General features: G+C 43.1%; 23 protein-coding genes. 16 read left to right on the top strand and 7 right to left on the bottom strand.

The features are described from left to right. Positions 1 to 7 precede the first annotated feature (7 nt). Together PCC7418_RS14325 and PCC7418_RS14320 are read left to right on the top strand one after the other, a co-directional pair. The gene (locus PCC7418_RS14325; protein ID WP_083885408.1) at positions 8 to 835 is read left to right on the top strand and encodes a DUF4239 domain-containing protein; all 828 of its coding nucleotides are present in this window, start codon (positions 8 to 10) and stop codon (positions 833 to 835) included. A gap of 53 nt (positions 836 to 888) precedes the next feature. After that, on the top strand, positions 889 to 1,461 hold the full coding sequence (locus PCC7418_RS14320) for a hypothetical protein (RefSeq protein WP_015226902.1): 573 nt from the start codon (positions 889 to 891) through the stop codon (positions 1,459 to 1,461). Positions 1,462 to 1,471: 10 nt separating this feature from the next. Here the strand turns inward: PCC7418_RS14320 and PCC7418_RS14315 are convergent, their stop codons facing one another. Together PCC7418_RS14315 and PCC7418_RS19500 are read right to left on the bottom strand one after the other, a co-directional pair. Next, the gene (locus tag PCC7418_RS14315; RefSeq protein ID WP_015226901.1) at positions 1,472 to 2,098 is read right to left on the bottom strand and encodes an exodeoxyribonuclease VII small subunit; all 627 of its coding nucleotides are present in this window, start codon (positions 2,096 to 2,098) and stop codon (positions 1,472 to 1,474) included. 21 nt (positions 2,099 to 2,119) lie between these two features. Beyond that, positions 2,120 to 3,490, bottom strand: a complete 1,371-nt coding sequence (locus tag PCC7418_RS19500; protein WP_051030554.1) for a BamA/TamA family outer membrane protein — start codon at positions 3,488 to 3,490, stop codon at positions 2,120 to 2,122. Positions 3,491 to 3,794: 304 nt separating this feature from the next. On the opposite strand from PCC7418_RS19500, the gene PCC7418_RS21160 reads away from it, so the two are divergent. The 8 genes from PCC7418_RS21160 to PCC7418_RS14275 all read left to right on the top strand — a co-directional run bounded on the left by PCC7418_RS21160 (position 3,795) and on the right by PCC7418_RS14275 (position 15,462). Then, positions 3,795 to 3,920, top strand: coding sequence for a hypothetical protein (locus PCC7418_RS21160; protein ID WP_255348260.1), 126 nt, complete (start codon positions 3,795 to 3,797; stop codon positions 3,918 to 3,920). Positions 3,921 to 3,963: 43 nt separating this feature from the next. Continuing rightward, positions 3,964 to 5,592 carry a mechanosensitive ion channel family protein gene (locus PCC7418_RS14305; RefSeq protein WP_051030553.1) on the top strand — a complete coding sequence of 543 codons (1,629 nt, stop codon included), beginning with the start codon at positions 3,964 to 3,966 and terminating at the stop codon, positions 5,590 to 5,592. A gap of 277 nt (positions 5,593 to 5,869) precedes the next feature. Continuing rightward, positions 5,870 to 8,524 (top strand): LuxR C-terminal-related transcriptional regulator, encoded by a 2,655-nt coding sequence (locus tag PCC7418_RS14300; protein WP_015226898.1) that lies wholly within the window; start codon positions 5,870 to 5,872, stop codon positions 8,522 to 8,524. 654 nt (positions 8,525 to 9,178) lie between these two features. Then, the gene (locus PCC7418_RS14295) at positions 9,179 to 10,165 is read left to right on the top strand and encodes a formylglycine-generating enzyme family protein (RefSeq protein WP_015226897.1); all 987 of its coding nucleotides are present in this window, start codon (positions 9,179 to 9,181) and stop codon (positions 10,163 to 10,165) included. Between the two features lie 74 nt (positions 10,166 to 10,239). Beyond that, positions 10,240 to 12,633, top strand: a complete 2,394-nt coding sequence (locus PCC7418_RS14290) for an arylsulfatase (protein WP_015226896.1) — start codon at positions 10,240 to 10,242, stop codon at positions 12,631 to 12,633. A gap of 74 nt (positions 12,634 to 12,707) precedes the next feature. Beyond that, positions 12,708 to 13,721 (top strand): HAD family phosphatase, encoded by a 1,014-nt coding sequence (locus PCC7418_RS14285; RefSeq protein ID WP_015226895.1) that lies wholly within the window; start codon positions 12,708 to 12,710, stop codon positions 13,719 to 13,721. Positions 13,722 to 13,771: 50 nt separating this feature from the next. Further along, positions 13,772 to 14,650 (top strand): bile acid:sodium symporter family protein, encoded by an 879-nt coding sequence (locus PCC7418_RS14280; RefSeq protein ID WP_015226894.1) that lies wholly within the window; start codon positions 13,772 to 13,774, stop codon positions 14,648 to 14,650. A 320-nt stretch (positions 14,651 to 14,970) separates the two neighbouring features. Next, a complete protein-coding gene (locus PCC7418_RS14275) occupies positions 14,971 to 15,462 on the top strand; it encodes a DUF1269 domain-containing protein (protein ID WP_041596699.1) in 492 nt (163 codons plus the stop codon). A gap of 421 nt (positions 15,463 to 15,883) precedes the next feature. Here the strand turns inward: PCC7418_RS14275 and PCC7418_RS14270 are convergent, their stop codons facing one another. Beyond that, positions 15,884 to 16,498 (bottom strand): DUF3611 family protein, encoded by a 615-nt coding sequence (locus PCC7418_RS14270; protein ID WP_015226892.1) that lies wholly within the window; start codon positions 16,496 to 16,498, stop codon positions 15,884 to 15,886. A 598-nt stretch (positions 16,499 to 17,096) separates the two neighbouring features. Between PCC7418_RS14270 and PCC7418_RS14260 the strand changes: the two genes are divergently transcribed. The 3 genes from PCC7418_RS14260 (at position 17,097) to PCC7418_RS14250 (ending at position 19,568) form a co-directional block, all read left to right on the top strand. Next, the gene (locus tag PCC7418_RS14260) at positions 17,097 to 17,609 is read left to right on the top strand and encodes a YqhA family protein (protein ID WP_015226891.1); all 513 of its coding nucleotides are present in this window, start codon (positions 17,097 to 17,099) and stop codon (positions 17,607 to 17,609) included. Between the two features lie 4 nt (positions 17,610 to 17,613). Continuing rightward, positions 17,614 to 18,966: a DUF202 domain-containing protein gene (locus PCC7418_RS14255; protein ID WP_015226890.1), complete on the top strand. Its 1,353-nt coding sequence runs from the start codon at positions 17,614 to 17,616 to the stop codon at positions 18,964 to 18,966. Positions 18,967 to 19,178: 212 nt separating this feature from the next. Further along, entirely contained in the window at positions 19,179 to 19,568 is a 390-nt protein-coding gene (locus PCC7418_RS14250; RefSeq protein WP_015226889.1) for a YidH family protein, read from the top strand. Between the two features lie 35 nt (positions 19,569 to 19,603). Here PCC7418_RS14250 and PCC7418_RS14245 read toward each other — a convergent pair whose 3' ends face one another. Beyond that, positions 19,604 to 20,005, bottom strand: coding sequence for a YidH family protein (locus PCC7418_RS14245; RefSeq protein ID WP_015226888.1), 402 nt, complete (start codon positions 20,003 to 20,005; stop codon positions 19,604 to 19,606). A 350-nt stretch (positions 20,006 to 20,355) separates the two neighbouring features. Here PCC7418_RS14245 and PCC7418_RS14240 point away from each other — a divergent pair, with 350 nt between their 5' ends. Both PCC7418_RS14240 and PCC7418_RS20645 read left to right on the top strand, forming a co-directional pair. Continuing rightward, on the top strand, positions 20,356 to 20,766 hold the full coding sequence (locus PCC7418_RS14240; RefSeq protein ID WP_015226887.1) for a YidH family protein: 411 nt from the start codon (positions 20,356 to 20,358) through the stop codon (positions 20,764 to 20,766). 42 nt (positions 20,767 to 20,808) lie between these two features. Then, the gene (locus PCC7418_RS20645) at positions 20,809 to 20,979 is read left to right on the top strand and encodes a hypothetical protein (protein ID WP_015226886.1); all 171 of its coding nucleotides are present in this window, start codon (positions 20,809 to 20,811) and stop codon (positions 20,977 to 20,979) included. Between the two features lie 14 nt (positions 20,980 to 20,993). On the opposite strand, the gene PCC7418_RS14235 is transcribed toward PCC7418_RS20645, so the two are convergent. Continuing rightward, positions 20,994 to 22,106: a hypothetical protein gene (locus tag PCC7418_RS14235; protein ID WP_015226885.1), complete on the bottom strand. Its 1,113-nt coding sequence runs from the start codon at positions 22,104 to 22,106 to the stop codon at positions 20,994 to 20,996. Positions 22,107 to 22,195: 89 nt separating this feature from the next. Continuing rightward, a complete protein-coding gene (locus PCC7418_RS14230) occupies positions 22,196 to 23,800 on the bottom strand; it encodes an arylsulfatase (protein ID WP_015226884.1) in 1,605 nt (534 codons plus the stop codon). 303 nt (positions 23,801 to 24,103) lie between these two features. Between PCC7418_RS14230 and PCC7418_RS14225 the strand changes: the two genes are divergently transcribed. Further along, positions 24,104 to 24,475 carry a DUF1622 domain-containing protein gene (locus PCC7418_RS14225; protein ID WP_015226883.1) on the top strand — a complete coding sequence of 124 codons (372 nt, stop codon included), beginning with the start codon at positions 24,104 to 24,106 and terminating at the stop codon, positions 24,473 to 24,475. A gap of 3 nt (positions 24,476 to 24,478) precedes the next feature. Here PCC7418_RS14225 and PCC7418_RS14220 read toward each other — a convergent pair whose 3' ends face one another. Next, the gene (locus PCC7418_RS14220) at positions 24,479 to 25,360 is read right to left on the bottom strand and encodes a bile acid:sodium symporter family protein (RefSeq protein ID WP_015226882.1); all 882 of its coding nucleotides are present in this window, start codon (positions 25,358 to 25,360) and stop codon (positions 24,479 to 24,481) included. Positions 25,361 to 25,366 lie beyond the last annotated feature (6 nt).

Genomic DNA, 25,366 nt, shown 5'->3' with positions numbered 1-25,366 from the left:
CGGTCTTATGCTTAATCTTACAGCTAATAAACTTAGTAGAGTTATGATCCTTAGTTCTCTATTGAGTTCTCTACTGACCTATTTCGCGATCGTTGCTTTTGTCCTTTTATCAATTTGGATTGGCATTCATTTAGGACAATACATTCAACGACATAAGAAAAATGGGAAAAATCTCTCGGCAGGGTCAATTGTCAGTGCGATGCTGGCTTTGCTGGGTTTCATGCTGGCATTAACCTTGTCGCTGGTCTCTTCACGCTATGCTGCTCGTAAAGCATTAGTCTTGGAGGAAGCGAACGCCCTTGGCACAGCGATATTGCGTACAGATTTCTTGGAAGAACCTTTGCGTACCCAATCTCGACAACTTTTAATTGATTATGTGGATCTGAGATCTCAGGTACAAGACATAAAAAATAAAAGCCAACTCCAGAAGCTATTGGTCGATTCAGAAGCCATACAAGATGAACTTTGGTCTCTAGCCAACAAGGCTTCCAGTGAAGAAAAAGAGACGGAAGTGTTTGCGCTATATATCCAGTCATTAAACGAAGTGATTGATTTGCACTCAGAACGCTACAATCAAGGGCTTCAATATCGTTTACATCCAACTATTTGGCTTCTAACCTATTTTGTCACGATGCTTGCCATGGTAGCTGTCGGATATGAATTCGGGCTTAGCAATTCAGGAAGTGTTTTAGGTTTCTTATTGCTGGCTCTTATGTTTTCAGCAATTGTCTTAGTCATCTTAGACCTAGATAAGACAGCCACGAAAAGTTTAATTCCCGTCAGCCAGCAACCGATTCTTGATCTGCAAGAGAAGCTAAAATCCTCCAACAAATGAATGAATTCGTCAATTTATCAATATCATAGTTACTTGAAATTAAGGATAAGACGATGAAGAACAAAATTTCACTTTTGCTATCCCTCATTCTCACTCCCATCGTCACACAATTCTTAGCTCAACCCGTTAGAGCAGAATGGGAATATACCGAGTGGGGCATGAGTCTGGAAGAAGTTCGCGAAGCCTCTGAGGGAAGTGCTGTTCCCTTAGAAGAGCCAATCATCGATGGCGAACAAAAAACACTGCTTAAAAGTGATTGGGAATTCAATGAATACCAGTTTGAAGTGCTACTGAATTTTGTTGGCAGTGAACCCAAGCTATCTGAGATCATTTTGAGATCGAAAGGAGATACGACAGGTTTAGTTGGAGAATTAAATCAAAGGTTTGGTCGTCCCACTCGGATGACAGGAAGACTACAACGGAGTGAAAAGCCTCGCGGTTTTACATTGATTGAGGATGAAACTTTTGCTCGTCCTGAGACTTCTTCATCTTCCTCAGGCGTTGACCCATCAGATGGTGAAAATTTATCAGTATTGGTGGAGTGGGAAACAGAAACCAACTTTATTCAACTGATTCGCCAGAGTCCAAGCGATGTAACGATTCGACTGAAACCAGTGCAGGAATAAACTGCTGATTTTAATTGCTTGTAAACTGAAATGAACTCAGGAATCTATTTGCTACTTCCGAGGATAGATTTTCTTGTGACTGTCGAACCCCCACGACGTATAAACGACTGTTCCCTAAAAGAATATAAGTTGAGATTTGACCAGCATCGCTTCTCAAAATCAGAGATTCTCCTATATTGCCATCCACTGTGATACTTTCGACATGAGTGATCTCAAAGGCTGTGCGCTGAACCAGAGCATCTTTCACGGCGGTAAAAAGCTGGTCTGTTGGGAGATTAGGTGCGTCTGCATAGGCAACAACGAATTTACCTGTAGAAACTTGGCTAGACAGGATTCTGAAAATTAAAGGGGTTTCTCCGATTTGAATAGTCTCAGTGTCATCAAACAAGATTCCTAACGGAACCCAAACTGAAAATCCACCGTCTTCGGATGTAATCGGGTGCCATTGCTGAATACTTTCATCAATCGTGAGTTCAGCGTTAGGTTGCGACTGTTCTAGTTTCTGAATTAGTTCTTCAAACTGTTCACGACCTTCTTCAAAAAAGGTGGGTTGATTCAATCGTTGGGCGGAAGCATCAGTTAGGAAGAGTAAGCAATTGACAACACTGATCGATAACAGATTTAGTAATGATTTCATGAGTTCACTCCACAATAATGCTCAAAATCGATCGCCGAAGACGAGAAAATGGAACTGACTGCTTCCTTCATCGGTAAACCCCAATTCAAAGCGAGTAAAACCGATGGGGGTATCGCCATAAAGCCCCAAGCCATACCCGAAACCACTGCCAGGCTTATCGCGAACATCTGCTGGGTTACCAACAATCTGATCGGCGGTTCCCAAATCATCGGCATAGTCCATGAAAAGATTCACCCCAAAGTTAGACTTTAAAGCGGTGAAGAGAGGCAATCGCAACTCAACAGACCCCTGAATAAAACTTTTCCCAGAGCCGACTTCTCCCTTAGCAAACCCCCGTACCGAGCTTGATCCGCCGAGGTTAAATGCTTCGTAAGGCGGTAAATCGTCTCCCATGACTGTTCCTGCTTGAATATTGAGAATGAGAACTTGGGGGTCGAGTTTTCCGATTTGATAGATTTGCAACGGAAAGTATTGGGACGCGCTAAACTCCAGCCTTGTAAACGTTAAGTCTGCGTCTCCGACAGGGATCGACTGATCGATCGCGAAACGAAGACGACTCCCCTCAGTCGGAAAACTCGGTTCATCAATGGTACTAAATAACGTTGACACCCCTAATAACAGCATGGTGTCATTGCCATCATCGTCAAGGGTTAAAGGATTTCCCCGTTCATCAAACGGTTGCAAGTCAGAGGAAAAAATCTCATCGCGCACGGCAATCCGTTGATAGTTAATGCCAAAGGCGGTACGCCATCCGGGGGTGAAGTCTCTAACATATTCCAAGCCGACACCGACGCGATCAACCCAGGGAACATTCCCATTGGGCAAATCGACCGCAGTTTCTCCATTTTCAAAAGACGGGGAGCGCGATCGCTGGTTAAAGAGATTAACCTGCCAATAATCATCAGAATTGCCCAAATTTACATAAATCAAATCGAAATTGATTAACTTTCCTGTCAGATCGGGCTTAATCTCAAGCAGTGTTAATTCATCATCAGAGGGTTTAAATCCCAAGTAGGTATCAACCGCTAAGTTACCGAGGGTATCGCGTCCCCTCAAAGCTGCTCGACGGCGATTGGCGGAACGGACAGTAGTCGGCTCTTGCGTTAAACTGCCAAACCCAAACAACAGGTTTCCTGTTGCTTCTCCTAAAGGAACTTTTAAGTCACCCGCCTGCCCAATCATTAAACGATCCCTCTCAGGGTCATCAACAGAGTCAATGGGCATCAGGGGCGAACTCTCATCAATGAAGAAAAAAGAATAGTGCTGTAAATCTTTCGCCTGAGTTGAGTAATCCATTTCTAGTGATGATAGTTTGACAGGGGAAACTGCTTCCGACTCAGCAAAACTAGGCTGGATGCGAACTAAATTCGAGATTCCAACCAGCAAAATCATGAGAATTTTTCTTCCCAAAACGTTGCCTAAGCAATCAATCATTCCGTGAGTTAAATATGGCAAATTATAGCTAGAAATAATAAGAAACCTTGGTTTTTGCTTAATAACTTACTTAATCTGTCATGATTATCGTCTTCTATGGGATTTAATTGCACATCCTCCTCAATGGATGAGAAAAGGAGGAGATGCTTGTTACATCTTGCACGGTGGGTAATGCCCACCCTACAACTATCTCCCCTGTTTTTCCTACTTTTGAGAGGATTTCTGGTTCAGTCAAACCTTGTATATTAAGCCATAAATATTGATGCCAAAAGTTGAAACTGATCTTGCTGTAGAAGAGAGCAACGAATCAGTTTTCTGGAGAATAGTCCATGCAGAGATGGCAGCAATTTGGATTCATCATGATCCTGACGATACTACTGCAATTTAATCTCGCTGTAATCGTACCAACAGCGATACCTTCGGTTTGGTCTTTGACCTACGCGCAATCAGAATCTCAGGGTCAATCTCAATCTTCCCCAAGTGAAACGGATCAATTTCCAGTTACTTTAGGAGACAAAACCTTATTTACGATTGGGGCTGATCTCCCGAGGATGCAAGCATCACAACGGGCACGTCTTGCTAGCGAAGAGATTCAAAGGATTGCCCACGATCATGATATTCCGCTCAACAGCATTGTTGCTCGTCCGATTCAAGAAGAAGAAGTTTATCTAATTTCCCAGATTCGCAATAACGAGGAATCCCAAATTATTGTTTTAGTCAACAAAAATGATGCTGCCATTGCTCAACATCCTGTGTCAGATCTAGCAAACGAGTGGCTAGAGGCAATTCAAGACGGAATTGGTGAATATCGCCAACAATATAGCTTAAGAAGAAGGATTATTGGTGTTATCGCTCTTGTCATTGCTACCGTAGTTCTCATTATTTTATTACGAGTAACTCAGCGTCTGTTGAAAACTATTCAACATTCGATCGATACTTGGCGAGAAACAAGAGTATATCCGATCCGATTCCGAGGCTTAGTTATTGTCAGTGTTAATGAACAAGTTTTATTTGCGCACTCCCTAATCTCGCTATTAAGCTGGGTGCTACTAGGTATTTACTTGGTCGGCTATTTTATCCTGATTACCTTCTTTTTTCCGAGAACAGAGAATTTTGGCAGAAGGATGTTGCAGTTGTTTCAAACTCCCTTCATTTCAATCTGGGAATCAGCAATTAATTTTCTGCCGAACTTGTTTGTGATTTTAATCGTCATTATTTTGGCTCGGTTTGTTTTTAAGACGAATAAGCTCATTTTTGATTCTCTTGCAACGGGTCGTGTCAGATGGCCCGGCTTTTATCAAGACTGGGCGCGACCCACCCAAAAGTTAGTGTTTGTTTTGATTTGGTTAGTCACCCTTGCGATGATCTTACCCTATTTGCCCATCTTTGAATCTCCAGCGATTCAGGGGTTAGGGCTGTTAGCGGGTGCGTTATTGAGCTTAGGAGGGGCGGGTACGATTTCTAATATCATTGCGGGTTACGTCATTATTTTTTCACGAGCGTTTCAAGTGGGGGATCTGATTGCATTTGAGAATTATCAGGGCTTTGTCCACAAAAAATCAATTTTAGCGACGCAAATCCGAACCTTTGATGATGAAATTTTAACGATTCCCAGCGATACGTTGCAATCCAAGACGATTATGAACTACTCAGCAGCAGTTCATGAACTCAAGTTATCTCTAGCCATGCGAACGACGATCACCCTCGGTTATGATGTGCCTTGGCGACAAGTTCATGCTGTGTTGGTAGAAGCAGCTTTAGCAACGCCATCTGTTTTAGCAGACCCCGCTCCTTTTGTCTTGCAAACCAGCTTAGATGACTTTTATGTCACCTATCAACTGAAGATTTTTTTGAACGAACCTGAGCAGATTGAACAAATCTACTCGAATTTACTACAAAATGTGCAAGATTACTGTAATGCTGCGGGGATTGAAATTATGTCGCCTCACTATGCAGCGGTTCGAGATGGTAACCAGAATACCATTCCAGCTAGTTATTTGCCGAAAAATTACACTCGACCCAGATTTCAAATTGAGTTTCCGAAGTCGTTTCGTGAATAAACAGATCAATTAGCAACATTGACGCGCAAGGAAAAGTTATCAAATTTTTTAAACATGACTTGTAATTCAGTGATAATACTGTCATATTTTAAATGGATATAACAAAATTCAAGGTTTATATCAAGTTCGGGTGATCGCTCATAATTTATGTTGCGTTTCGCGCTAGGTTCTACCCAACCTACCTTATACGTTAATTATGTGATTTTCTCAGAATACTGTTTGTTTTTTGATACCTCATTAAAATTCATTGGTTGGTGATAATAGACATCATAATTTAATGATGAATGATATTAGCTGGAAGGATACGACTGGGGTGATTTCAACGAAAATGAATCTCCCTTCGTTGAGACAGGATTTGTTGGAAAGAAAACGCTTAAAGGGACTTTTGGATCAAGGGATGCAAGGTTCATTACTCTTAGTTTCAGCGCCCGCAGGATATGGTAAAAGTGTATTAGTTGGTCAGTGGCTCAATTCTCGGAAAGAACCAAGCAGTTGGCTATCTTTGGATCAAACAGATAATAATCCGATCATTTTTCTAAAATATTTTATCGCAGCCATAGAACAATTATTTCCTGAAGCCTGTTTACAAACGAAGGAACAGTTAAAGGCAAATGGTTTTTCATCATTGCCAATTTTGACGAACTCTTTGCTCAATAAAATTAATCAAATTGAATCATCTTTTATTTTAGTTCTGGATAACTATCATTGCATTCATCATCCAGAAATCCATCACTTTATTAGTCTGATTCTGAAATATCCGCCATCGGCTTTACACTTAGTTATCATAACGCGAAAAGATCCTGCTTTGCCTCTCTCTACTCTACGAGCACAAGGTCAACTCACTGAATTACGAACGAAAGAACTGGCGTTTACTCTGTTAGAAACTGAGTATTTTCTTCACCAGAATCAGTTTCTAGAAGGTCAAATTAATCGACAGGCTTTATTAAATTTACAGAATGAACTGGAGGGATGGGCCGTTGGTTTACGTTTGATTTCTCTAATTTTATTTCAGCAAGCGAATCCGAATAATTTTCTGTTTCATTTGCCAGAAGATATCGCTTCCATTGAGGAATATTTGCGGGAAGAAGTGCTTGCTGTACAACCCCTAAGCGTAAAAAAATGGCTGACACAATCTTCAATGTTTAACTGCTTTTGCTTTCCTTTAGTAGAAGCAGTTTTTTTATCAGATGGAATGTTTCAGGAAAGTGACTTTCTAGACATGATGAATCATGGAAATCTGTTAGTTACTCCTTTAGATGAAGCTGGAAAATGGTATCGCTATCATCCCTTATTGCGGAAGGTATTACTGAAACAGCTACAAGAGCAATATCGCCCTCAAGATATTACTGCATGGCATCTACAAGCCAGTCAGTGGTTTGAGTCTGAGGATTTAATTGATGACGCGATCGCGCACGCTTTAGCTGCGAATAACGTAATCCGTGCAGTTGAAATCATCGAAGGACATCGTTTAAAAACCTTAAATGCAGAGCAATGGGATCAACTTGAGATTTGGTTGAAACAAATCCCACCAGAGATTTTACAGCAGCGATCGCCGCTTTTATTAAGTCAGGGTTGGATTGCGTGCTTTCGCCATCAGTTTCGAGAGGTTGCACTGATATTACAACAATTAGAAGATGACCCATTAGCACCCGAATTATTAGCCGAATTCAACAGTTTACAAGGGATTGTATTTTTCTGGGAAGGACAAGCTGAAAGCAGTTTAAGATACTTAGAAACAGCATTAGCGTCTCTATCAGAAACGGCTCACAGAATCCGCAATGAAACGCAAATCTATTTCGGTCTCGCCCTTTACATTTGTGGAGAAAAGCGAAACGCCATCCAATTTTTCACAGCAGATCGGAAACGGTGCCATCGTAATATCTATATGGTAAAGGGATTAGGCCTGCTCTATACCTTATCGGGTCAGTTAACCCCTGCACTAGAAATTGCACAGCAAGTGGAGAAAATCGAACCCGTTAACCATTGGGCGCACTATCTGCAAGGGGCTGCTTATTTCCGCAGAAATCATCCTGAACAGGCGTTACTGCATTTTCACTGTGTTGCTGAAAGTGGAAATTTGAGAGAAGTAAGATTAATCATTGATAGTCTGATTGGGCTAACGCTGACTTATCAAGCATTGCAGCAAGCGGATTCTGCAACCGCAACCATGAAACAAGTGCTAGCATTTGCCAGAGAAACAGGGGATTTTGAGATGATCGCGATCGCGCATTCTGCTCAAGCCAGACTCGCCTTATTACAAGGGGATCTTTTCTCAGCATCTCAGTGGTTGCACTCTTTTGAAGATACCCCCCATGCTTCTAGCCTATTTTGTTGGCTCGAAGTCCCGATCATCACTCAAGTTCGAGTTTTAAGCGCGATCGGCTGTAAACAATCTTTACAAAACGCAACCGAATTACTACAACCCCTTAGAGAAGAAGCAGAAAGTCTCAATTATACTTGCCAAATTATCGAAATTGGACTCTTACAAGCCCTTGTCCTAGAAAAACAAGGGGATTGGGAAAAAGCATTAGCCGTTTTAGAATCAGTGACCCTTCTTGCAGAGTCAGGTAGCTTTATGCGTCCCTTTATTGAGCTCGGTTATCCTCTTGCAACGCTGATCCGACAGTTGCATCAATACAGTCCTCAATGTTGTTTCAAAAGACGACTTTTAGAGATATTGAATCTTCCCACAAAACAATCTCAATTCAATATACAGATGGTTGAATATCTCACCCACCGAGAAGCCGAAATTTTAGAAATGCTTTCACAACGACTGCAAGATAAAGAAATCGCAAAACAGTTAGGAATTTCAAGAACAACCGTTAAGTCTCACCTGAAACATCTTTACCAGAAACTCAATGTTCATAATCGCAGACAAGCAGTGGTTCGCGCAACAGAATTAGGTTTTATTACTCCAATTTTTAAGAATTAAATCATTTATAGCAGTCAGGAATCAGTTATAAATTCCTGAATTTGATCCCCCCTTTAATTCACCTCTTACTAAGGGGGATCTACTGTCACTCCTCCTTTTTTCCTCCGTGTTGGAGGATGAATTATAATTCAGGCTTTTTTAAGATGAAACTAGTTACAAAGACTTGAGATGATAAAGTGATAATTTTCATTGAATATTTAGCTAAGAACTATGGTATGACAAATTGCTAAAAAAAATATAGCCAAAGATCTTCGCAAACAACAATAGTTTTGTGTTTTCTTCATCATTGTAATGAAGTTAACATCGCTGGAAAATCTAGCCCAGAAAATGTATTAAAACAATGTTCGATTTGCCGTGATATAGCGTTTCCTAGTTGGTTGAGGTACAAAGCGAGTCGGTGGATGTTCATGGTTGATTAACCTGTCGAACGGTCAAAGAACGAAGAACAAAGAACCAAAATTTAGAATGTCCCTCAAGAAGCGTGAAAACTGCTATAGCAATCCCATAAGAATTGTAAATTAATCCCCCCTCGCCCCCCTTAGTAAGGGGGGAACGGTTAATCAACTTTTTACATAAGATTTAGAACTGCTATATATCTGATGCAGTGAATTGAAAGTGTAACTTTTTTGCCGATTTCAACCTATCAAGCCAGCTATGAAATTAATTGTTAGTAGCGCGATCGCGCTGATCATTCTCTTGGTTTTTCCGCTACCCGTTCCCGCTGATAATACTGCTGCTTGTCCCGAGGATATGGTATTCATTTCTGGGGGATCGTTTCAGATGGGAGATAATCAGTCTAGATTTTGGGAAGAACAAGCAGCAGAGGATGTTTCCGTGAGTTCCTTCTGTATAGATCGACATGAGGTGACAAACGCGGAATTTGCCAAATTTGTGGAAGCAACCGGTTATGTTACTGTCGCAGAACGCCCCCTGTCTCAAGAAAACTTTCCAGACTTGTCTGAGGAAGAACGTGCACCTGGTTCATTAGTTTTTGAACCGCCTCCTGAGAACTCGCAACAAGTGGCGTATCTGAGTTGGTGGCATTGGACTCCAGGCGCAAACTGGCGACACCCGTTTGGACCCGATAGCGACATTCAAGGGAAAGACAATTATCCCGTTGTGCATATTGCTTATGAAGATGCCCAAGCCTATACCGAATGGGCGGGTAAAACCCTACCCACAGAAGCGCAGTGGGAATTTGCTGCTAGGGGAGGATTGAAGAATAAGAAATTTACTTGGGGTGACGAATACTCCGCCCAGAAAGCTAATACTTGGCAGGGCATATTTCCGTTTTTCAATACCAAAGAAGATCATTATCTAGGCACGGCTCCCGTTGAATCCTTTCCTGCCAATGGTTACGGGTTATACGACATGACAGGCAATGTTTGGGAATGGACATCGGATTGGTACGGTGTCAGCCATGCGGATAAAGCGCATCGCCTCAATCCGACTGGTGCTTCTGAAGAAGAAAGTTTTGACCCGAAAAAGCCCACTGATGGTGCAATGCACGTGATTAAAGGCGGTTCTCATTTATGTGCCAAAAACTATTGTAGCCGTTATCGTCCGGCAGCCCGAGAATCCCAAGCGCCTGACACTGGGACAACTCATATTGGTTTTCGCTCACTTGTGCCATTAGAGTAGTAACCCGTTAAGAATCCCCCCTACTGCCTTCGGAAGGGGGAAGTTATCAAATCCGTAAATGGTTGGAGATTTTAATGATGAAACATTTATTTCGCGATTGCTGCAGTAAGTTAATTGTCATGATCGCCCTCTCAATTGCCTTAGTGCTAACGAACAATTTAGTTTTTAGTAATCGCGCGATCGCAGCCGAAGTTTCTAGCAAATCGGCTCAGACAATAATCCAACTGCCCAAACCCGACCCAGAATTTAAGGGCAAAGTGGGCAAAACCTATAAAGATTCTGTTCCCAGTTATCCCGAGCCAGTAGAGGCTCCCGAAGGAGACCCCAATGTGTTGATCATCCTGCTCGATGATGTGGGCTTTGGCATGACCTCCACCTTTGGCGGACCGGTTCCCACTCCCAATCTGGACAAACTCGCGAGTAACGGCATTTCCTACAATCGCTTCCACACCACAGCCCTGTGCAGTCCCACCCGCGCTGCCCTGCTCACTGGGCGCAATCATCACAGTGTCGGCACTGGGGTCATTATTGAAACAGGAACTGGCTATCCAGGCTATACGGGCATCATTCCCAAAAGCACGGCTCTGATCTCAGAAACCTTAAATGATAATGGTTACGCCACCGCTATGTTTGGCAAATGGCACAATACCCCAGAACCAGACATTAGCCCAGCTGGACCTTTCAATCGCTGGCCCACTGGCTTAGGCTTTGATTACTTCTACGGCTTTAACCAAGGAGAAGCGCACCAATACTATCCCAACCTCTATCGGAATACAGTCCCCGTCAGTCCGTCGAAAACTCCCGAAGAGGGCTATCACTTTACTGCGGATATGACCGATGAAGCGATCGCGTGGACGCGCAACGTGAGAGCAGCCGATAAAGATAAACCGTGGTTTGTTTACTTTAGTACCGGCGCGATTCATGCCCCCCATCACGTTCCCCCAGAATGGCGGGAAAAGTTCAAAGGACAGTTTAATCACGGCTGGGATAAACAACGGGAATTAACCTACCAAAAGCAGTTAGAGATGGGCATCATTCCCGAAGAGACCCAACTAACGCCCCGCCCCAAAGAAATCCCCGCTTGGGAGGAAGTGCCTGAAGAGGCGAAAACGGTCTATACCCGCCTCATGGAAAACTATGCGGGATACATGGCACATACCGACTATCACATCGGTCGCCTCATTGACGCTTTGGAGGAATCTGGAGAATTAGACAATACCCTGATTTTCTACATCGTCGGCGACAACGGCGCTAGTGCTGAAGGCGGTTTGGAAGGGACTTTTAGTGAACTGGCGAGTTTGCTGGGCATTCAGTTGGGATTAGAGAGTACGATCAATCGACTCGACGAAATCGGCGGACCCACCAGTGAACCTCATGTCCCCGTGGGTTGGGCTTGGGCAATGGATTCTCCCTTTCAGTGGACGAAGCAGGTTGCCAGTCACTTCGGCGGGACTCGTAACCCGATGGTGGTGCATTGGCCCCAAGGCATTGAATCTAAAGGGGAAATGCGCGACCAGTTTCATCACGTGATTGACATCGCACCGACCATTCTGGAGGCAACTAAAATTCCCGCACCCACCGAAGTCAACGGAATCGAGCAAAAACCCATCGAAGGAGTCAGTATGCTCTACTCGTTTGATAATCAAAAGGCTGAGGACAAACGAACCACCCAATATTTCGAGATGTTTGTCAATCGGGGGATCTATGACGAGGGCTGGATGGCTTCGACGCGCTTTGGCGTTCCCTGGAATACCGCGACTCGCGAGGGAGATTTTCTAGATGCCCCTTGGGAACTTTACAACCTAGAAGAAGACTTTAGTCAGGCAAATGATCTTGCGGAAGAAAACCCAGCCAAACTGCAGGAATTGCAAGCTAAGTTTGTTGAGGAAGCCGAGAAGTATAATGTCTTCCCCCTCGATCCTCGACTGTCCGAGCGCTTCGATCCGAAACTGCGAGGGAGCGGTGAACCGCCAACTGATTGGACTTATTACGGCAATGACGTGCGCCTACCCGAGCCAGTCGGTCCGCAACTGTTCCCGAGAGGGCATACGATCGCTGCTGATGTCACGATTCCCCAAGAAGGTGCAGAAGGCGTGATTACTTGTGCTGGATCGTTTTCGGCGGGTTGGTCGCTATACGTTAAAGACAACAAACCCAATTTCCGCTATACGGTCTTTGATATTGGGGATGTAACGATTCCGGGCACCGTTGACTTACCTAAGGGCAAAGTAACTGTCAAAAGTGAGTTTACTCCCGATGGGTCTCAAAAAGGCGGTGGGACTCTCAAGCTGTTTGTCAACGACAAGCTGGCAGGAGAGGGCAAACTCACCCGCTCTTTGTTCCGTCACGGTTTAGAGCCGTTTGAGGTGGGTCGTGACTCCATTACCGCGATCGCGCCTGACTATCAAGATCAAGGCAAATTTGAGTTCACGGGGCAGATTAATAAAGTCAATTTCGCTTTGAAATAAGCCCAGTTATTTCTGAGTTTGTTAAAAATTCAGAAATCCATTCCAATCGCTAACTTAGTAAGAGTGACTGAGCTATGAAACTAACCCGATCGCGCTTCTTACAATTACTCCCGGCTGTGATTGCCATTCCCACGGCTCAATCATTGTCTTTACCCCAGCAACCGACACTTGCCCTGAATCCCGATCCTCTACCATCCTGGCAAGACAGACCGGTTAAATCCGCGATTTTAGACTTTGTCCAGCAAGCCACAAGCGAGGGCAGTGATGGGTATATTCCCCCGCGCGATCGCATCGCAACTTTTGATAATGATGGCACTCTCTGGTGCGAACAACCATTAGTCCAAGGGATGTTTGTGATTTCTCAGGTGAAGGCGCGTATCGAAATGCAGCCTGAATTATCAGACCGACCAGTGGTCAGGGCGTTGCTGACTCGCGATCCTAGCTATTTTGCTCAACCGGAAGCAAGGGCAGAACTGCTCAAACTCTTAGCGACAATCAGTGCCAATATGCCCCAGGAAGAATATGAGCGCAAGGCGCAATCTTTTTTAGAAACGGCAACCCATCCCGAATACGGAGTCAAATACACCGAACTGGGTTATCAGCCTCAGCTTGAACTGCTGGCTTATCTGCGTGCCAACGGGTTTCAAACTTGGATTTGCACGGGCGGTGGGATCGACTTTGTGCGGTTAATCTCCACGTCGATGTACGGTATCACCCCGCAACAGGTCATCGGCAGTTCCTTAGAGAAAGAATACCGCTCAGTTGATGGAGGCAATGTCATCTGGCGATTGCCTCAGATAGACCTGATTAACGATAAGGCAGGTAAGCCAGTTGGGATTGATCGCGCGATCGGTCAACCGCCTGTTTTTGCTTGTGGCAATGTCCGTTCCGGTGGCGATATTGCCATGCTCACCTACAGCCAAAGTGCCTTTTATCCAACTTTTCAACTTTTAATCAACCACGATGATGATGAATGTGAGTTTGCCTACAGCGAAGCCGACAACGCTTCTCTCAATACCGCTCAAGACAAGGGTTGGCAGGTTGTCAGCATGAAAACGGATTGGCTTCAGTTTTTTGCCTGGCAATAACGCTTCTTGTCAATTCTTTCAAATTTTCAAACCAATGAAGAGTTTGACTCATGAACATTATCAACTTCAACAATCCCTTGTTTCAGGGGTTTGTCTCAGTAACGATCTTGACGTTTGTTCTTTCTCTAGGAATGAGCTTGTCAGTCACTCAACTGCGCGAGTTTTGGCAGCGATCGGGGTTAATGCTCCGAACCCTCCTCGTTACGGTGGTTTTACCGCCTTTACTATTAGCACTATTGATTTTAACCGTCGATTTGCCTAAACCCGTACCGATCGCGCTAGCGTTACTGATGGCTGCCCCTGGCCCACCTCTGCTGACGCTACGTATTTCCCAAGCTGGGGTAACTCGAAATCTCGCTTTGAGTATGCAGGTGACTCTCGCTCTCATTACAATTGTCGTGACACCCTTAATTCTCAGTCTCTTTCAAGCCGGATTTCCGGAAGCGACCACAGTCAGACTCAATATTGGGAGAGTTATCCAACAAGTTGCTTTGGTGCAGTTTTTACCTCTTGGTATCGGTTTTGCCATTCATCAAATTCAAGCGGGGTGGGTCGAGCAATTAGCGAAAATTCTCAATCGAGTCTCGCAAGTGCTTCTGTTAATTTTAGTGGTCGTTCTTTTGATATATCTGATCGACTCAAAGTTGCTGTTAACCTTGGGCTGGCTGTCTTTTTTCATGATCGCGCTGTTTAATGTGGTGCTATTGGCAATCGGTCATGTCTTAGCCACGGGTTACGAACCCCAGTTGCAGGCTAGCGTTGCCATCGCCGCGATCGCGCGTAATCTTGGGTTAGCGATTTTTATTGCTACTTCTCTCGCACGAGCCGATGCGATCTTAACCATCCTTGCTGCTCAAATTATTGGGATAATTATCAATATCCCCTATTCCCAATGGATGAAACGGAAACAACCCCTTCCCAATCGATGAAATGCAAATCATTTCTGGGTTCAAGAAACTGCTTGGAGTAACAGCGATGGGTGAACTCAAACCCCCTCATGGATTCCCTTTTCCCTTTCCCCTTGTTCCGGTCCCCAGTGCGTAGCACTATAAAACTCCCCAATCCGCTTCCTCTTAGATTGGAGTTGGAAATTTATACTAACTTCAATCATATTTTGTAAAAGACATAACTCAATCCATCATTTCAAAGTTGACAGATCACTAATGGTTTTCTCGGATACTTCAGCACAATCTAGGGTTTTTTATCAGTATAATTAATGAGTGTACAGAATCTATTACAAGCTAAGCTCATGAATTCATTTACGGTTTGGAAATTCAATACCCCTAAGGGAGCCGAAGAAACTTTAACGAAATTAGCGCAATTACAAAAGGAGCATATCATTGATATCAAAGATGCTGCTACTGTTTCTTGGCCTAAAGGGAAAAAGAAACCCAGAACCAAACAAGCTGTCAATTTAGTAGGTTTAGGGGCATTAGATGGAGCCTTCTGGGGGTTGCTCTTCGGATTAATCTTTTTCTGCCCCATCTTAGGTATAGCTGTCGGAGCCTCAATGGGAGCTTTAGGAGGTTCTCTTCGTGATTACGGCATCAATGACAACTTTATTAACGATGTCAAGAGCAAGGTGACTGAAGGGACATCGGCTCTATTTTTATATACTGGTGAAGCAACTCTTGACAAAGTCAAAGAAGCTTTAGGGGAGATAAGTGCTGAACTGATTCAATCTAATTTGTCCTATGAAGAGGAAGCTAAACTACAGGAGCATTTCAGTTCAGTATTATAAAGTTTCGTTGAAGATGAAGACATTTATAGACAAACTAACACTTTTCTTCTTCTGCTATCATAATAGTAGAAATGATTTAACCTCATTTCTTTTAAGAGACTCACTTTATTAGAGTGAATAATCTCATCTTTAAAGTAGTTTGGAACTTCTATCTTTGATAGAAAACCAAATAGAGCGGCTCGTAGTTAGCCCTATAGTAGTCTTAAAGACTCTATAAAGCTTGAGTAGATATATTTCTACAAAATTAGTAACTATAGTGAATAAGGTGCAATTAAGTAGGTCAGCACATTAAAATAGCACTATTTTACGGTTTGTCAATGAAAGCAAAAGCCCCTCAGAAAGGTAAATCGAGTTCAGTTCACCCTCTGTAAGGAGCAATGAAAGGATAACGCTGACCTACTTATCTTTTTTTGAACTTTAGCTATTTGGATCGGGTACTGGCGCGGTGCATTAACCACAGGCTAACCATGAGACCCAACAAGCCAGCTAAAATAACGCTCATCACAGCGAGCAAACCCAGCATATCCATCGGTACTATGATTGGTCCTGGGCTAATCATTTTTCCGCCTGGGGTAGGCTGCAAAATCGTTGCGCCCCCTTGTGGCATCGACAGAACGACATAAAGCAATCCTCCCACAGTACCTATCCCGATCAAAACCGCAAGGAAGATGACCCCAACATTGGCAATAATTCCAATCCACACTTCTCGAATGACTTTGGCTGAGCTTGGATATTGCTTTGAATCTTCGAGTTGAATGCCTAATCGCGTGTAGCGAAAACACCAGTAAATGGTAAAGAACAGGGTGAGGAGATCCAAAAAGCTCAAAATGTTTCCAGAATCTAAACCCCCTCTGAGTTGAGACTTTGAGGAGAAAAATAATTGGAATGTCACCAAGATAACTGGAATAAAACCTAAGATCAGTTGGCTCCAAAACCCGATCCAGCCCCAACGACGAAAAGCAGCAGCGATGCGACGGCGATGAGGTGGGGTTTGAGAGGTAAAATCAGCAGTTTCAATATTGTTGCTATTGCTCATAATTTTATTGACAGATGATCAAGTATCAGAAATAATCCTGCAAACATAAATCAGGAAAAGGCTTGAAAGGAAAAACGCTTCAAAACTTCTTTTTTGCTCGGGTAAGAGTCCGCTCATCTCAAACGTTTATTGATTCCAAGCGAACTTTTTCAATTTTGCCTCTTCAACGAATAGTCTGGTTGACTTTGAGTATTAAATTGATGATAAGGAATTATATCTACATCTAATTGAACTGGTTGATTGAGTGCTTTGCTCAACTCCATTGAAAATCGATCAATTCTTTCTTGTATATTATCCAAATCTTGAGAAAGCAATTCAATAATGATGAAGGAATTCCAGTTCAATACTGGTTTGCTATTGAGACCGACTACTAGTGTAGTCAATGAGTCACAGGCTAACGATAAGCCCGAGCAAAGGCACTAAAATGGGGAGAGAGAAAAAACAGAAATTTAGAAGGTATTTTACGAGAGCGAAAACTGCCATATTATAATCTTATACTATACTTAAGTAGATATGAATATCGGTGCATCTTAATGCTTTTTGTTTAATTACAATCTTTCATTTCAGGAGAACTGGAATCTCATCAGGGACAAAATCAATGGTCAAAACCAATGCACCCATGTTATTAAAGATTCTCTCACGAACACGCTGGGTTAGTGTCATTCCCGTTTTTACTTCTATCGCTGCTGCATTGCTGATGCTGTTGTTGGGGATTAAAGAAACGATCGCTGCTTTCGCGATCGCGTTCCAGCGTGGGACTACTACGATGCCCATTGGCGTGGCAGAAGAAGCGACATTGCGTCTATTAGAAGCACTGGATAATTTTCTGATTGGTCTTGCCTTTCTTTCCTTTGCCTATGGCATCTATGCCCTGTTTCTTAACTTGCAAGGGGATGATTTAGACATTCCCGAGTGGTTAAAGATTAAAAATATTGCTGCCCTCAAAAAAAGTTTATTAGAGGTACTCCTTGTGCTTTTGAGTGTGGTCTTTGTCAAACGCACCTTGGAAGCTGCAACCCCGAGCGAAATTGAGTGGAAAATTATCATTATTCCTTTATCCATTGTCGCGATCGCGCTCAGTACCCGATTGATGTCTGAAGGAGAGTCTTGATGAGATGAATAATCCTCAAAATCCCTCAGACCAGAATTCAGCATCGAATGAAGAGACTTCTCCCTTTGCTGGCTTAAGCAATACTGAACTTGCTTTAACTCGGACTGATCTCGCCAGCGATCGCACTGATCTGGCGAAAGACCGTAATCGTCTGGCAGCGGAACGCACCCTGATGGCTTGGATTCGGACTTCCCTGTCCATGATCAGCTTTGGTTTTGGCATTGATCGCTTTTTTGCTTATTTGAAACAGTCAGAAACAGGAACTGCTGTGAATCAATTAGCAGAAGAACGGGTTTTAGGATTGGGGTTGATTGTCTTGGGGGTAGTTGCGCTAGCTGGAGGAACACTCAACTACTGGCGCGTGCTGAAAAATCTAGAACAACCTCGATTTCAATACGACTTTACCTCTGATCGTTCCTTTGCCATTACAATCGCGATCGTCCTCGTCTTTATTGGCTTAGCAAGTTACATTCCCTTAATTGCCCAAGACATTAGCTTTCAACAACTGATTTCTCCCGATAGCCAAGTTGTCAAAACCCTGATTTCTTTGTCAATTTTTTTCATCATGCTCTCGATTGGAACTTCTCTATCCGTTCCTAATCTGATCAATTTTTGGCAACAGCCGATCCTTGTCGGGCGCTCACTCTTAGCAACGGTTTTGATTCCACCACTGCTTCTGGCTGGGATTTTTGCCGTCTTGCAACTCCCAGAATCCTTTGCTTTAGCGTTGATCTTCCTCATTGCTGCACCTGGTCCTGCTTTACTTACGAGACGGGCTGGGTTAGCTGGTGTTCGGATGGAGTTTGCTGCGAGTCTCCAGACAACATTAGCTCTGCTTGCCATTATCATTGTTCCTCTCATTTTAAGAATCTTCGTGCTTTTGTTTCCCGATCTAGACCTGATGGTGAGTAGTTGGGACGTTGCCAGGCAAGTGGGGCTGATCCAATTTTTACCGTTGGGGCTGGGAGTGGCAGCATCCATCATCTGGCAAGATCTAGCCGAAGAGATTACAGACCTCTTATCCACGATCGCGAATACGCTGTTTCTTGTACTGACACTGATTGTTTTGATGATCGGGTTGGGGATTGTTCCCACTTTAGGGCTTCCTGTCTTGGTTGTAACAATACTCATTACCGTATTGGGACTCGCGATCGGTCATCTCGTAACCATTGGACAACCTTTAGAGCAACAAGCTGGAATCGCCATTGCGACCATTGCTCGTAATGCTGGACTTGCCATTACTATTGCCACTTTCAACGGGCTAGTGGAAGTTGTCCCCATTATCATTGGGATCGTCATTGTGGGAACTTTAGTCGGTCTTCCCTACTCAGTTTGGATGAAGCGAAAGTTGCAATGACTGAATCAAGAGTAATCTTACTGAATGGTAGGGTGGGCACTGCCCACCCTACTGAACTGGGCTTAGGTCACTTAATCTAGACCTCAGAGTCACCAGAGGGGATGCTTTAAAACTGACGATCTCTCAACCACACAAGCAAAAATAAAAACAGAGAATTAACCTTCTTTAACCTTATCCCAGCGCGTAGCATGATATCAAGTGTTTGCCAATCTATGACAATTAATCCTTATCCTCCCGATACTCAGGCTCAACTCGCCCGACAACGTAATTACCTTGCAGCAAACCGTTCCCTACTTTCCTTTACACGCAATAGCTTAACTTTGATCAGTATTGGAATCGGCGTGAAGGAAATTGTGATGACTTTATCACCGAATGATACTTATGCGAACCGATTTGCTTATATTTTGAGCTTATTTTTTGTGGGTTTAGGCAACTTCAATCTGATCTTCGCTTGTTTCGATTACCAACAGGAAATGAAGCGATTACAACAGCCAGAGTACCAGTTTACACCTCGTTCTTCTTTAGGCGCAATAACAGGTTTCGCGATCGTTATCATCAGCTTATTTGCCTTCGGATGGATTGTGATCAGAGTTTTAGATTGAGACCCCTAATAATTAACAGGTGCAGCTATTTTTCATTATAAAAATAGGGTGGAAAATATCACAGCAAAACCTAGCAATACAATTCCGACTATCACAATCCAGTTCAGATTACTTATTGAGAGAAAGACATAATCTGCTCGTTCAATTGTTTTGATTTCAAGACGATGTTGCACCAATGCAATGATTAATAAGATAATATCTAGACCAATAAAAGTAAGACCGATCGCGTGAGCAACATTTTCCGTAATTAGAGGATTCGCCTCTGGAAATCGTTCTCTCAAACTTTGTGTGATTTGCTCGAAGGCAATGCCAAATCCAATGAGAGCCAAGGAATGACCGATCCAAGAATTAATTGTACGCTCGGCAGCAGCACGATTACGTTCTTTGGCAAGTTCATTTGTTGTCCCTGATGGTTTTTCAGGTTGGGAAACACTCATTGCTATAGCTTTTATTTAATGTTACATATAGCATTTATAGCATTTTTCACGCTCATGAGGGACATTCTAAATTTTTATTGGTAACTAGTAACTGTCCTCAACAGACTCAGAAACGCTATAATTTATTTTAGATAAGATACGCTTAACTTGTATTGATTTTACCAAGGATATCTAATCCATTTTTTGGTAATTACTGATTGATACAAGTCATAATTGCTACGAGATACTTTATCAAATTTTTTCTAGATTTATTAGACTCACCAAAGAACTAATAACATCCACCAACCCACTTTGTCTCTCAACCGATGAAGAAACACTATACAATAATTTTCCTATTTCTATACTAAATCATGAGTGATGCCGAGAATATTCGCCAAACCCCAAGTCCTAGTACAGAATTAGCAAAGGAGCGTAACCGAGCAGCAGAAGAACGAACCTTAATGGCATGGATTAGGACTTCACTGTCTTTAATTGGTTTCGGTTTTGGTATTGAACGGATTGTTGCTGCAATTTATCAAGCATTAGGAGATACCATCAATCCCGCGCGGTTGTCACGCATTCTCGGGTTATCTTTTGTTGCTTTAGGTACTTTTGCGATGTTATTTGCAACATTTGACCATAGAAATCAATTACGACGAATTCAACGCAATGATCTCACGTATATTTCACGGCAATCGACCTCGCTGATCGTTGCTTATGTGCTAATTATTTTAGGAACGATTGCTTTCGTTGGCATTTTAATTAGTCCTTTATTGCAGTAACTTTCGGGCTAGCGAGAGACGTTCCATGAAATATTATTTTTTATGGTTTTATTAGCAAAAAAGGTGGTTTTAAAAGCGGAATTTGACTCCCAAAGCGGGACCATGTTGAAAGATATCAAGCCCTTTGCTGGTGTTGGGTTTCGTTATCTCAACCCAACCTACGTTTTGAATCTTTTGTCAGTTAATCAGCATCATGGGTTATGGTTTTATTAGCAAAAAAGGTGGTTTTAAAAGCGGAATTTGACTCCCAAGGCAGGACCATGTTGAAAGATATCAAGCCCTGAGTCATCCTCTTCATAATTAATGTAAGTGAGGCGATAAGTTGCTGTCATGGAAGTATTACCTGAAAAGAGCCAGTCTATGCCAGCATAACTTTCTATCGAAATGTTCGTCCCGATGCCGAAGCCTGAAAAATTAGCCACGGCGAGTACCGCTAAGTGATCGGAAAGGTTCCAGCGGGCGCGACCGCCAATCATTGGTTCAACTAGGGTGTTTGAGCTACTAAAGTCAAACTCTTGACCAATATCGCTGGTCAGTTCGAGGTCATTATTGACAAAGTAGAACCGTAATCCCGCGATCGCGTCAAAAATAAAGGGACCCAGTTCAAAGTCAGTCTTAGCGGTTTGAAAGGCATCCGTTAATCCCTCATTACCAAAGCGATAGCCAGCAGCTAAATCCAGTTTTGTAAAGGCGGTTTCCGCAGTTGCATTAATCGTAATTTGAGCCGGAAGCACCCCTTGTAAAGCGGGAGGGGTATCAACTCGGGTCGAGTCTGAATCAGCACTATTGAAATGATAAGCGTCAATAATAAATCCCCAATGACCCTTCCAACCCTCAAACCGTCCATACAAAGCAAAGTTGAGGGTATCCAAAATATCCCCAAGGCTGAAATCAACTGGCACTTCTGTATTCCTAACGGTAATATCGCCAGTGGTTTCTAAGGGGAGATAAATGTAGGGTTCTAGGATAAATCGCCAAGGAATTTCATCCCTTACATTAACACTTTGAGTGGTTAACTCAGGAGTAACATCTGACTCTAAAGGCTTGGGTAAACTGACGACGATTCCAGATAACTGCGCGATCGCTGCGGAATTTTTAAGACAAGTTTCCTCACTTGTGGGAATAGGAAGCGCGAAATCATCAACATCCGTCTGAATTGACACCCGTGGATCGCTCCACTCATAGACCGAGATATCCAATGGATAAACTTCCCTTGCTAGACTCTCGTTAATCGTTTCAGCATTAAGTAAAAGCCTATGAGATCGGTCACAGGCTTGGGCGGGAGGAGAGATAACACTGCTCAATAACAACACACCCAGTGAAATTGAAAATCGTTTCATGCAACTATCCTTTGGAATTTCGTTAACTGATTTCAAAAAAGGTTGCTCTCTCCTTGATCCCCCCTTGTTAAGGTTGGGGGGATTATAAGTTATTGGTAACCGTTGGCGTTGGTTAACTTCTCCAGTACCTGGTCAATGGTAAAGCTCGCTGCTTTTTGACGAGGAGGATATTCTTCAAACGTTGCCAAGAAATCCCCAACATATTGCTGAGCTGGTACTAATAAGAAAACATGGTCAATGAACCAATCCCAGTAAGTGTTAGAGGTAACACTTGCTTTTTCATAGGGATCGGTGCGGAGGTTGTAAAGCCAAGGAACGCGAGTTGCTACAAACGGTTCCGTCCACAGATCGAGTGTACCCGGTGTTCTTTGTTGGGCAAAGTGCAGTTTCCAGTTGTCATACCGCAGGGCTAACAAATCGCCATCATCAGAGAAATAAAACATTGACTCTCTGGGACTCTTTTCTTGCTCCCCTGTTAAATAAGGGAGAAGATTATAACCATCGAGATGGACTTTAAAGCTCTTATTGCCAGCTTGATAACGATCGAGCAGTTTTTCTTTGATTTCCGGTTCTCCCGCAGCAGCTAACAGAGTCGGCATCCAGTCGAGGTGAGAGATAATTTCATTGGAGACCGAACCTGGTTCGATATGACCAGGCCAGCGCACAAAAGCAGGCACTCGGAAAGCCCCTTCCCATCCCGTATTTTTCTCACCTCGGAAAGGAGTCATCGCGCCATCGGGCCAGGTGTTCATGTGCGGACCATTATCCGTACTGTAGATAACAATCGTATTATCAGCGATACCCGCTTCATCAATGGCATCTAAAATCTGACCGACGTTTTGGTCATGGTCGATCATCGTATCATGGTAGAAAGATTGCCAGCGTCCCGCTTGTCCTAGACTTTCGGGCTTGGTATGGGTGCGGAAGTGCATGTGAGTGAAATTTGTCCACATGAAAAATGGCTCATTGCCATCGGCTTGCTGCTTCACATACTCAACAGAGCGATTGGCAATATCATCGTCAATGGTTTCCATGCGCTTGCTGGTTAACGGACCGGTATCTTCGATTTTTTGTCCCCCATCGGCTTTAGCAAAACTGTGGAGAACACCGCGTGGACCATAATTTTCTTTGAAATTAGGAAACTCTTCTGCTGAGGGATAATCCTGCAATTCCGGTTCTTCTTCTGCATTCAGGTGGTAAAGGTTGCCGTAGAATTCATCAAACCCGTGAACCGTGGGTAAAAACTCATCCTTATCACCTAAGTGATTTTTACCAAATTGAGCCGTGGCATAACCTTGAGCTTTCAGCATTTCAGCAATCGTCGGATCTTCAGCCCGCAGACCCAAATCAGCACCAGGTAATCCGACTTTACTCAACCCCGTGCGAAATACACTCTGTCCCGTAATAAAAGCAGAACGACCCGCGGTGCAACTTTGCTCGCCGTAATAGTCGGTGAAGGTCATCCCTTCTTCAGCGAGGCGGTCAATATTCGGGGTGCGGAAGCCCATCATCCCTTTTGTAAAGGCACTGATGTCGCTTTGTCCGATATCATCTCCCCAAATGACGACAATATTGGGTTGTTTACTCGGTAGCGCGATCGCGCGACCCCCAAGGGGGAGGCTAGCAACCAATAACAACAAGACAGTGCAGGAAAGCAGGGCAACTTTTCTGAGCAATTGAGGCAACTGTTTCATAACTAAAATTTACCGTTAAACTTAAACACTTAAGTATATAATTTAATAGCTAGTGTTTATAATGGGAAGATTTTTGATATTAATTGTTACAATCGCTCATTTTTTGACCAGATGTGATATCTTTGAGTTTACTTAACCAGAAATTTATTAGTCATTTTTTAGCACAAATTTAACCAAGTAAAAATCACAATAATAAACTGTTTTTCTCTAGATATAGAACTTTTTTTGATCTCCCCCTTCCCCAATTAACCTGTAAGTAGGATTGCTATATATCCCAATTGAATATTACGAGAGGATCAATTTATGGAGTTACTAGAACAGTTGCGAAGTGGGCTTGAGATTATTGTTGATTTTCTGATCTTACTGCTAGAAGGGATCTCAATTTTCTGTGTCTTAATTGGATTCATAAAAGCCTTAACTTGTTTTCCAGGATGGAATGCTGATCAAAGAAATGGACTCCCTTTTTTGAATATGCGTCTTGCTTTTGCCCGTTGGTTGGGTCTTGCTTTGGAATTTCAATTAGCAGCAGATATTCTAGCGACGACGGTTGAGCCCACTTTAAATCAATTGATTCGGTTAGGAATGATTGCTGTGATTCGGACTTTCCTCAATTATTTCCTTGAAAAAGAGACAACGGAAGGACTAAAACTGAAACGAGAAATTGATCCTAAATGAGGTTTAACTTTCACTCACTTCAGGAGGCACTTCCTGCGGTAAATGTTTGCGATAAAAGTTGACATAAATTGTACCGATGACTGCTGATAAAAGCGCGATCGCGGAGATTGTGCCAAGGATTGTGATCATCTCTTCAACATTCAAAGCAACTAAGGTGAGGGCGAGTCCAGCATTACGAGTGGAATTTGCCAGCGCGATCGAAATCCGAGTGTCAGGTTCAGGACCTCCTAAATAATGACCGATAATAATAGTCGCAGCAATAAACAACACCACACCAATTGTTGTTATTAAACCAATTTGAGCCATTTTCGGAAGCGCAATGACCAATAAAATAATTAACACACCAATCAGAAGATAGGAACCTATTTTATCCACTGGATCTAACAAATCATTGGCGAGATTCGGTAACCACTCCCGAATCACAAGCCCGACTAAAATTGGGATAAATTGAACCGTTGCCACCTGCTTAGCAATCACAGCCACAGGGGCTGCATTATCAGTTAAGTAAAGCGCGTTTAAAAATACAATCCAAATCGGAACTAACACAATTGCTAACAAAGATGTGGTGACCTGATAACTGCCAGCTAAGGCTGAACTTGCATTATTTTGAACTAACTTCCGATAAAGCATCGGTGCTCCCGGACAGATTGCCATCGCCCCGATTCCCAAACGAGCGGGTGTATCCAACGGTAACAAAGCATCAATTGCAATTGCAGCTAAGGGGACTAGAAGAAAAGAGGCAATGAGACAACGGATTAACAAGTTCGGTCGTTTCCAAAGAAGCGTTAAATTCTCAACCCCTTCCTTGAGTCCAATGGAAAGCATCAAAAGAAACAGTGTAATTTGAGCATAACTGCCGATAATCGTTTTAAAATCAATTTCCATCGTGGT

Origin of the sequence: Halothece sp. PCC 7418, assembly GCF_000317635.1 — a bacterium.
Taxonomy (GTDB): domain Bacteria; phylum Cyanobacteriota; class Cyanobacteriia; order Cyanobacteriales; family Rubidibacteraceae; genus Halothece.
The sequence above is the reverse complement of the archived record's forward strand: the minus strand, read 5'-3'. Positions and strand labels throughout refer to the sequence as shown.

Bases quoted from the DNA above. Each gene is read 5' to 3' on its own strand.
- PCC7418_RS14325 (WP_083885408.1), top strand. From the start codon at position 8: ATGCTTAATCTTACAGCTAATAAACTTAGTAGAGTTATGATCCTTAGT.
- PCC7418_RS14320 (WP_015226902.1), top strand. From the start codon at position 889: ATGAAGAACAAAATTTCACTTTTGCTATCCCTCATTCTCACTCCCATC.
- PCC7418_RS14315 (WP_015226901.1), bottom strand. From the start codon at position 2,098: ATGAAATCATTACTAAATCTGTTATCGATCAGTGTTGTCAATTGCTTA.
- PCC7418_RS19500 (WP_051030554.1), bottom strand. From the start codon at position 3,490: ATGATTTTGCTGGTTGGAATCTCGAATTTAGTTCGCATCCAGCCTAGT.
- PCC7418_RS21160 (WP_255348260.1), top strand. From the start codon at position 3,795: ATGCCAAAAGTTGAAACTGATCTTGCTGTAGAAGAGAGCAACGAATCA.
- PCC7418_RS14300 (WP_015226898.1), top strand. From the start codon at position 5,870: ATGATGAATGATATTAGCTGGAAGGATACGACTGGGGTGATTTCAACG.
- PCC7418_RS14295 (WP_015226897.1), top strand. From the start codon at position 9,179: ATGAAATTAATTGTTAGTAGCGCGATCGCGCTGATCATTCTCTTGGTT.
- PCC7418_RS14290 (WP_015226896.1), top strand. From the start codon at position 10,240: ATGATGAAACATTTATTTCGCGATTGCTGCAGTAAGTTAATTGTCATG.
- PCC7418_RS14285 (WP_015226895.1), top strand. From the start codon at position 12,708: ATGAAACTAACCCGATCGCGCTTCTTACAATTACTCCCGGCTGTGATT.
- PCC7418_RS14280 (WP_015226894.1), top strand. From the start codon at position 13,772: ATGAACATTATCAACTTCAACAATCCCTTGTTTCAGGGGTTTGTCTCA.
- PCC7418_RS14275 (WP_041596699.1), top strand. From the start codon at position 14,971: ATGAATTCATTTACGGTTTGGAAATTCAATACCCCTAAGGGAGCCGAA.
- PCC7418_RS14270 (WP_015226892.1), bottom strand. From the start codon at position 16,498: ATGAGCAATAGCAACAATATTGAAACTGCTGATTTTACCTCTCAAACC.
- PCC7418_RS14260 (WP_015226891.1), top strand. From the start codon at position 17,097: ATGGTCAAAACCAATGCACCCATGTTATTAAAGATTCTCTCACGAACA.
- PCC7418_RS14255 (WP_015226890.1), top strand. From the start codon at position 17,614: ATGAATAATCCTCAAAATCCCTCAGACCAGAATTCAGCATCGAATGAA.
- PCC7418_RS14250 (WP_015226889.1), top strand. From the start codon at position 19,179: ATGACAATTAATCCTTATCCTCCCGATACTCAGGCTCAACTCGCCCGA.
- PCC7418_RS14245 (WP_015226888.1), bottom strand. From the start codon at position 20,005: ATGAGTGTTTCCCAACCTGAAAAACCATCAGGGACAACAAATGAACTT.
- PCC7418_RS14240 (WP_015226887.1), top strand. From the start codon at position 20,356: ATGAGTGATGCCGAGAATATTCGCCAAACCCCAAGTCCTAGTACAGAA.
- PCC7418_RS20645 (WP_015226886.1), top strand. From the start codon at position 20,809: ATGGTTTTATTAGCAAAAAAGGTGGTTTTAAAAGCGGAATTTGACTCC.
- PCC7418_RS14235 (WP_015226885.1), bottom strand. From the start codon at position 22,106: ATGAAACGATTTTCAATTTCACTGGGTGTGTTGTTATTGAGCAGTGTT.
- PCC7418_RS14230 (WP_015226884.1), bottom strand. From the start codon at position 23,800: ATGAAACAGTTGCCTCAATTGCTCAGAAAAGTTGCCCTGCTTTCCTGC.
- PCC7418_RS14225 (WP_015226883.1), top strand. From the start codon at position 24,104: ATGGAGTTACTAGAACAGTTGCGAAGTGGGCTTGAGATTATTGTTGAT.
- PCC7418_RS14220 (WP_015226882.1), bottom strand. From the start codon at position 25,360: ATGGAAATTGATTTTAAAACGATTATCGGCAGTTATGCTCAAATTACA.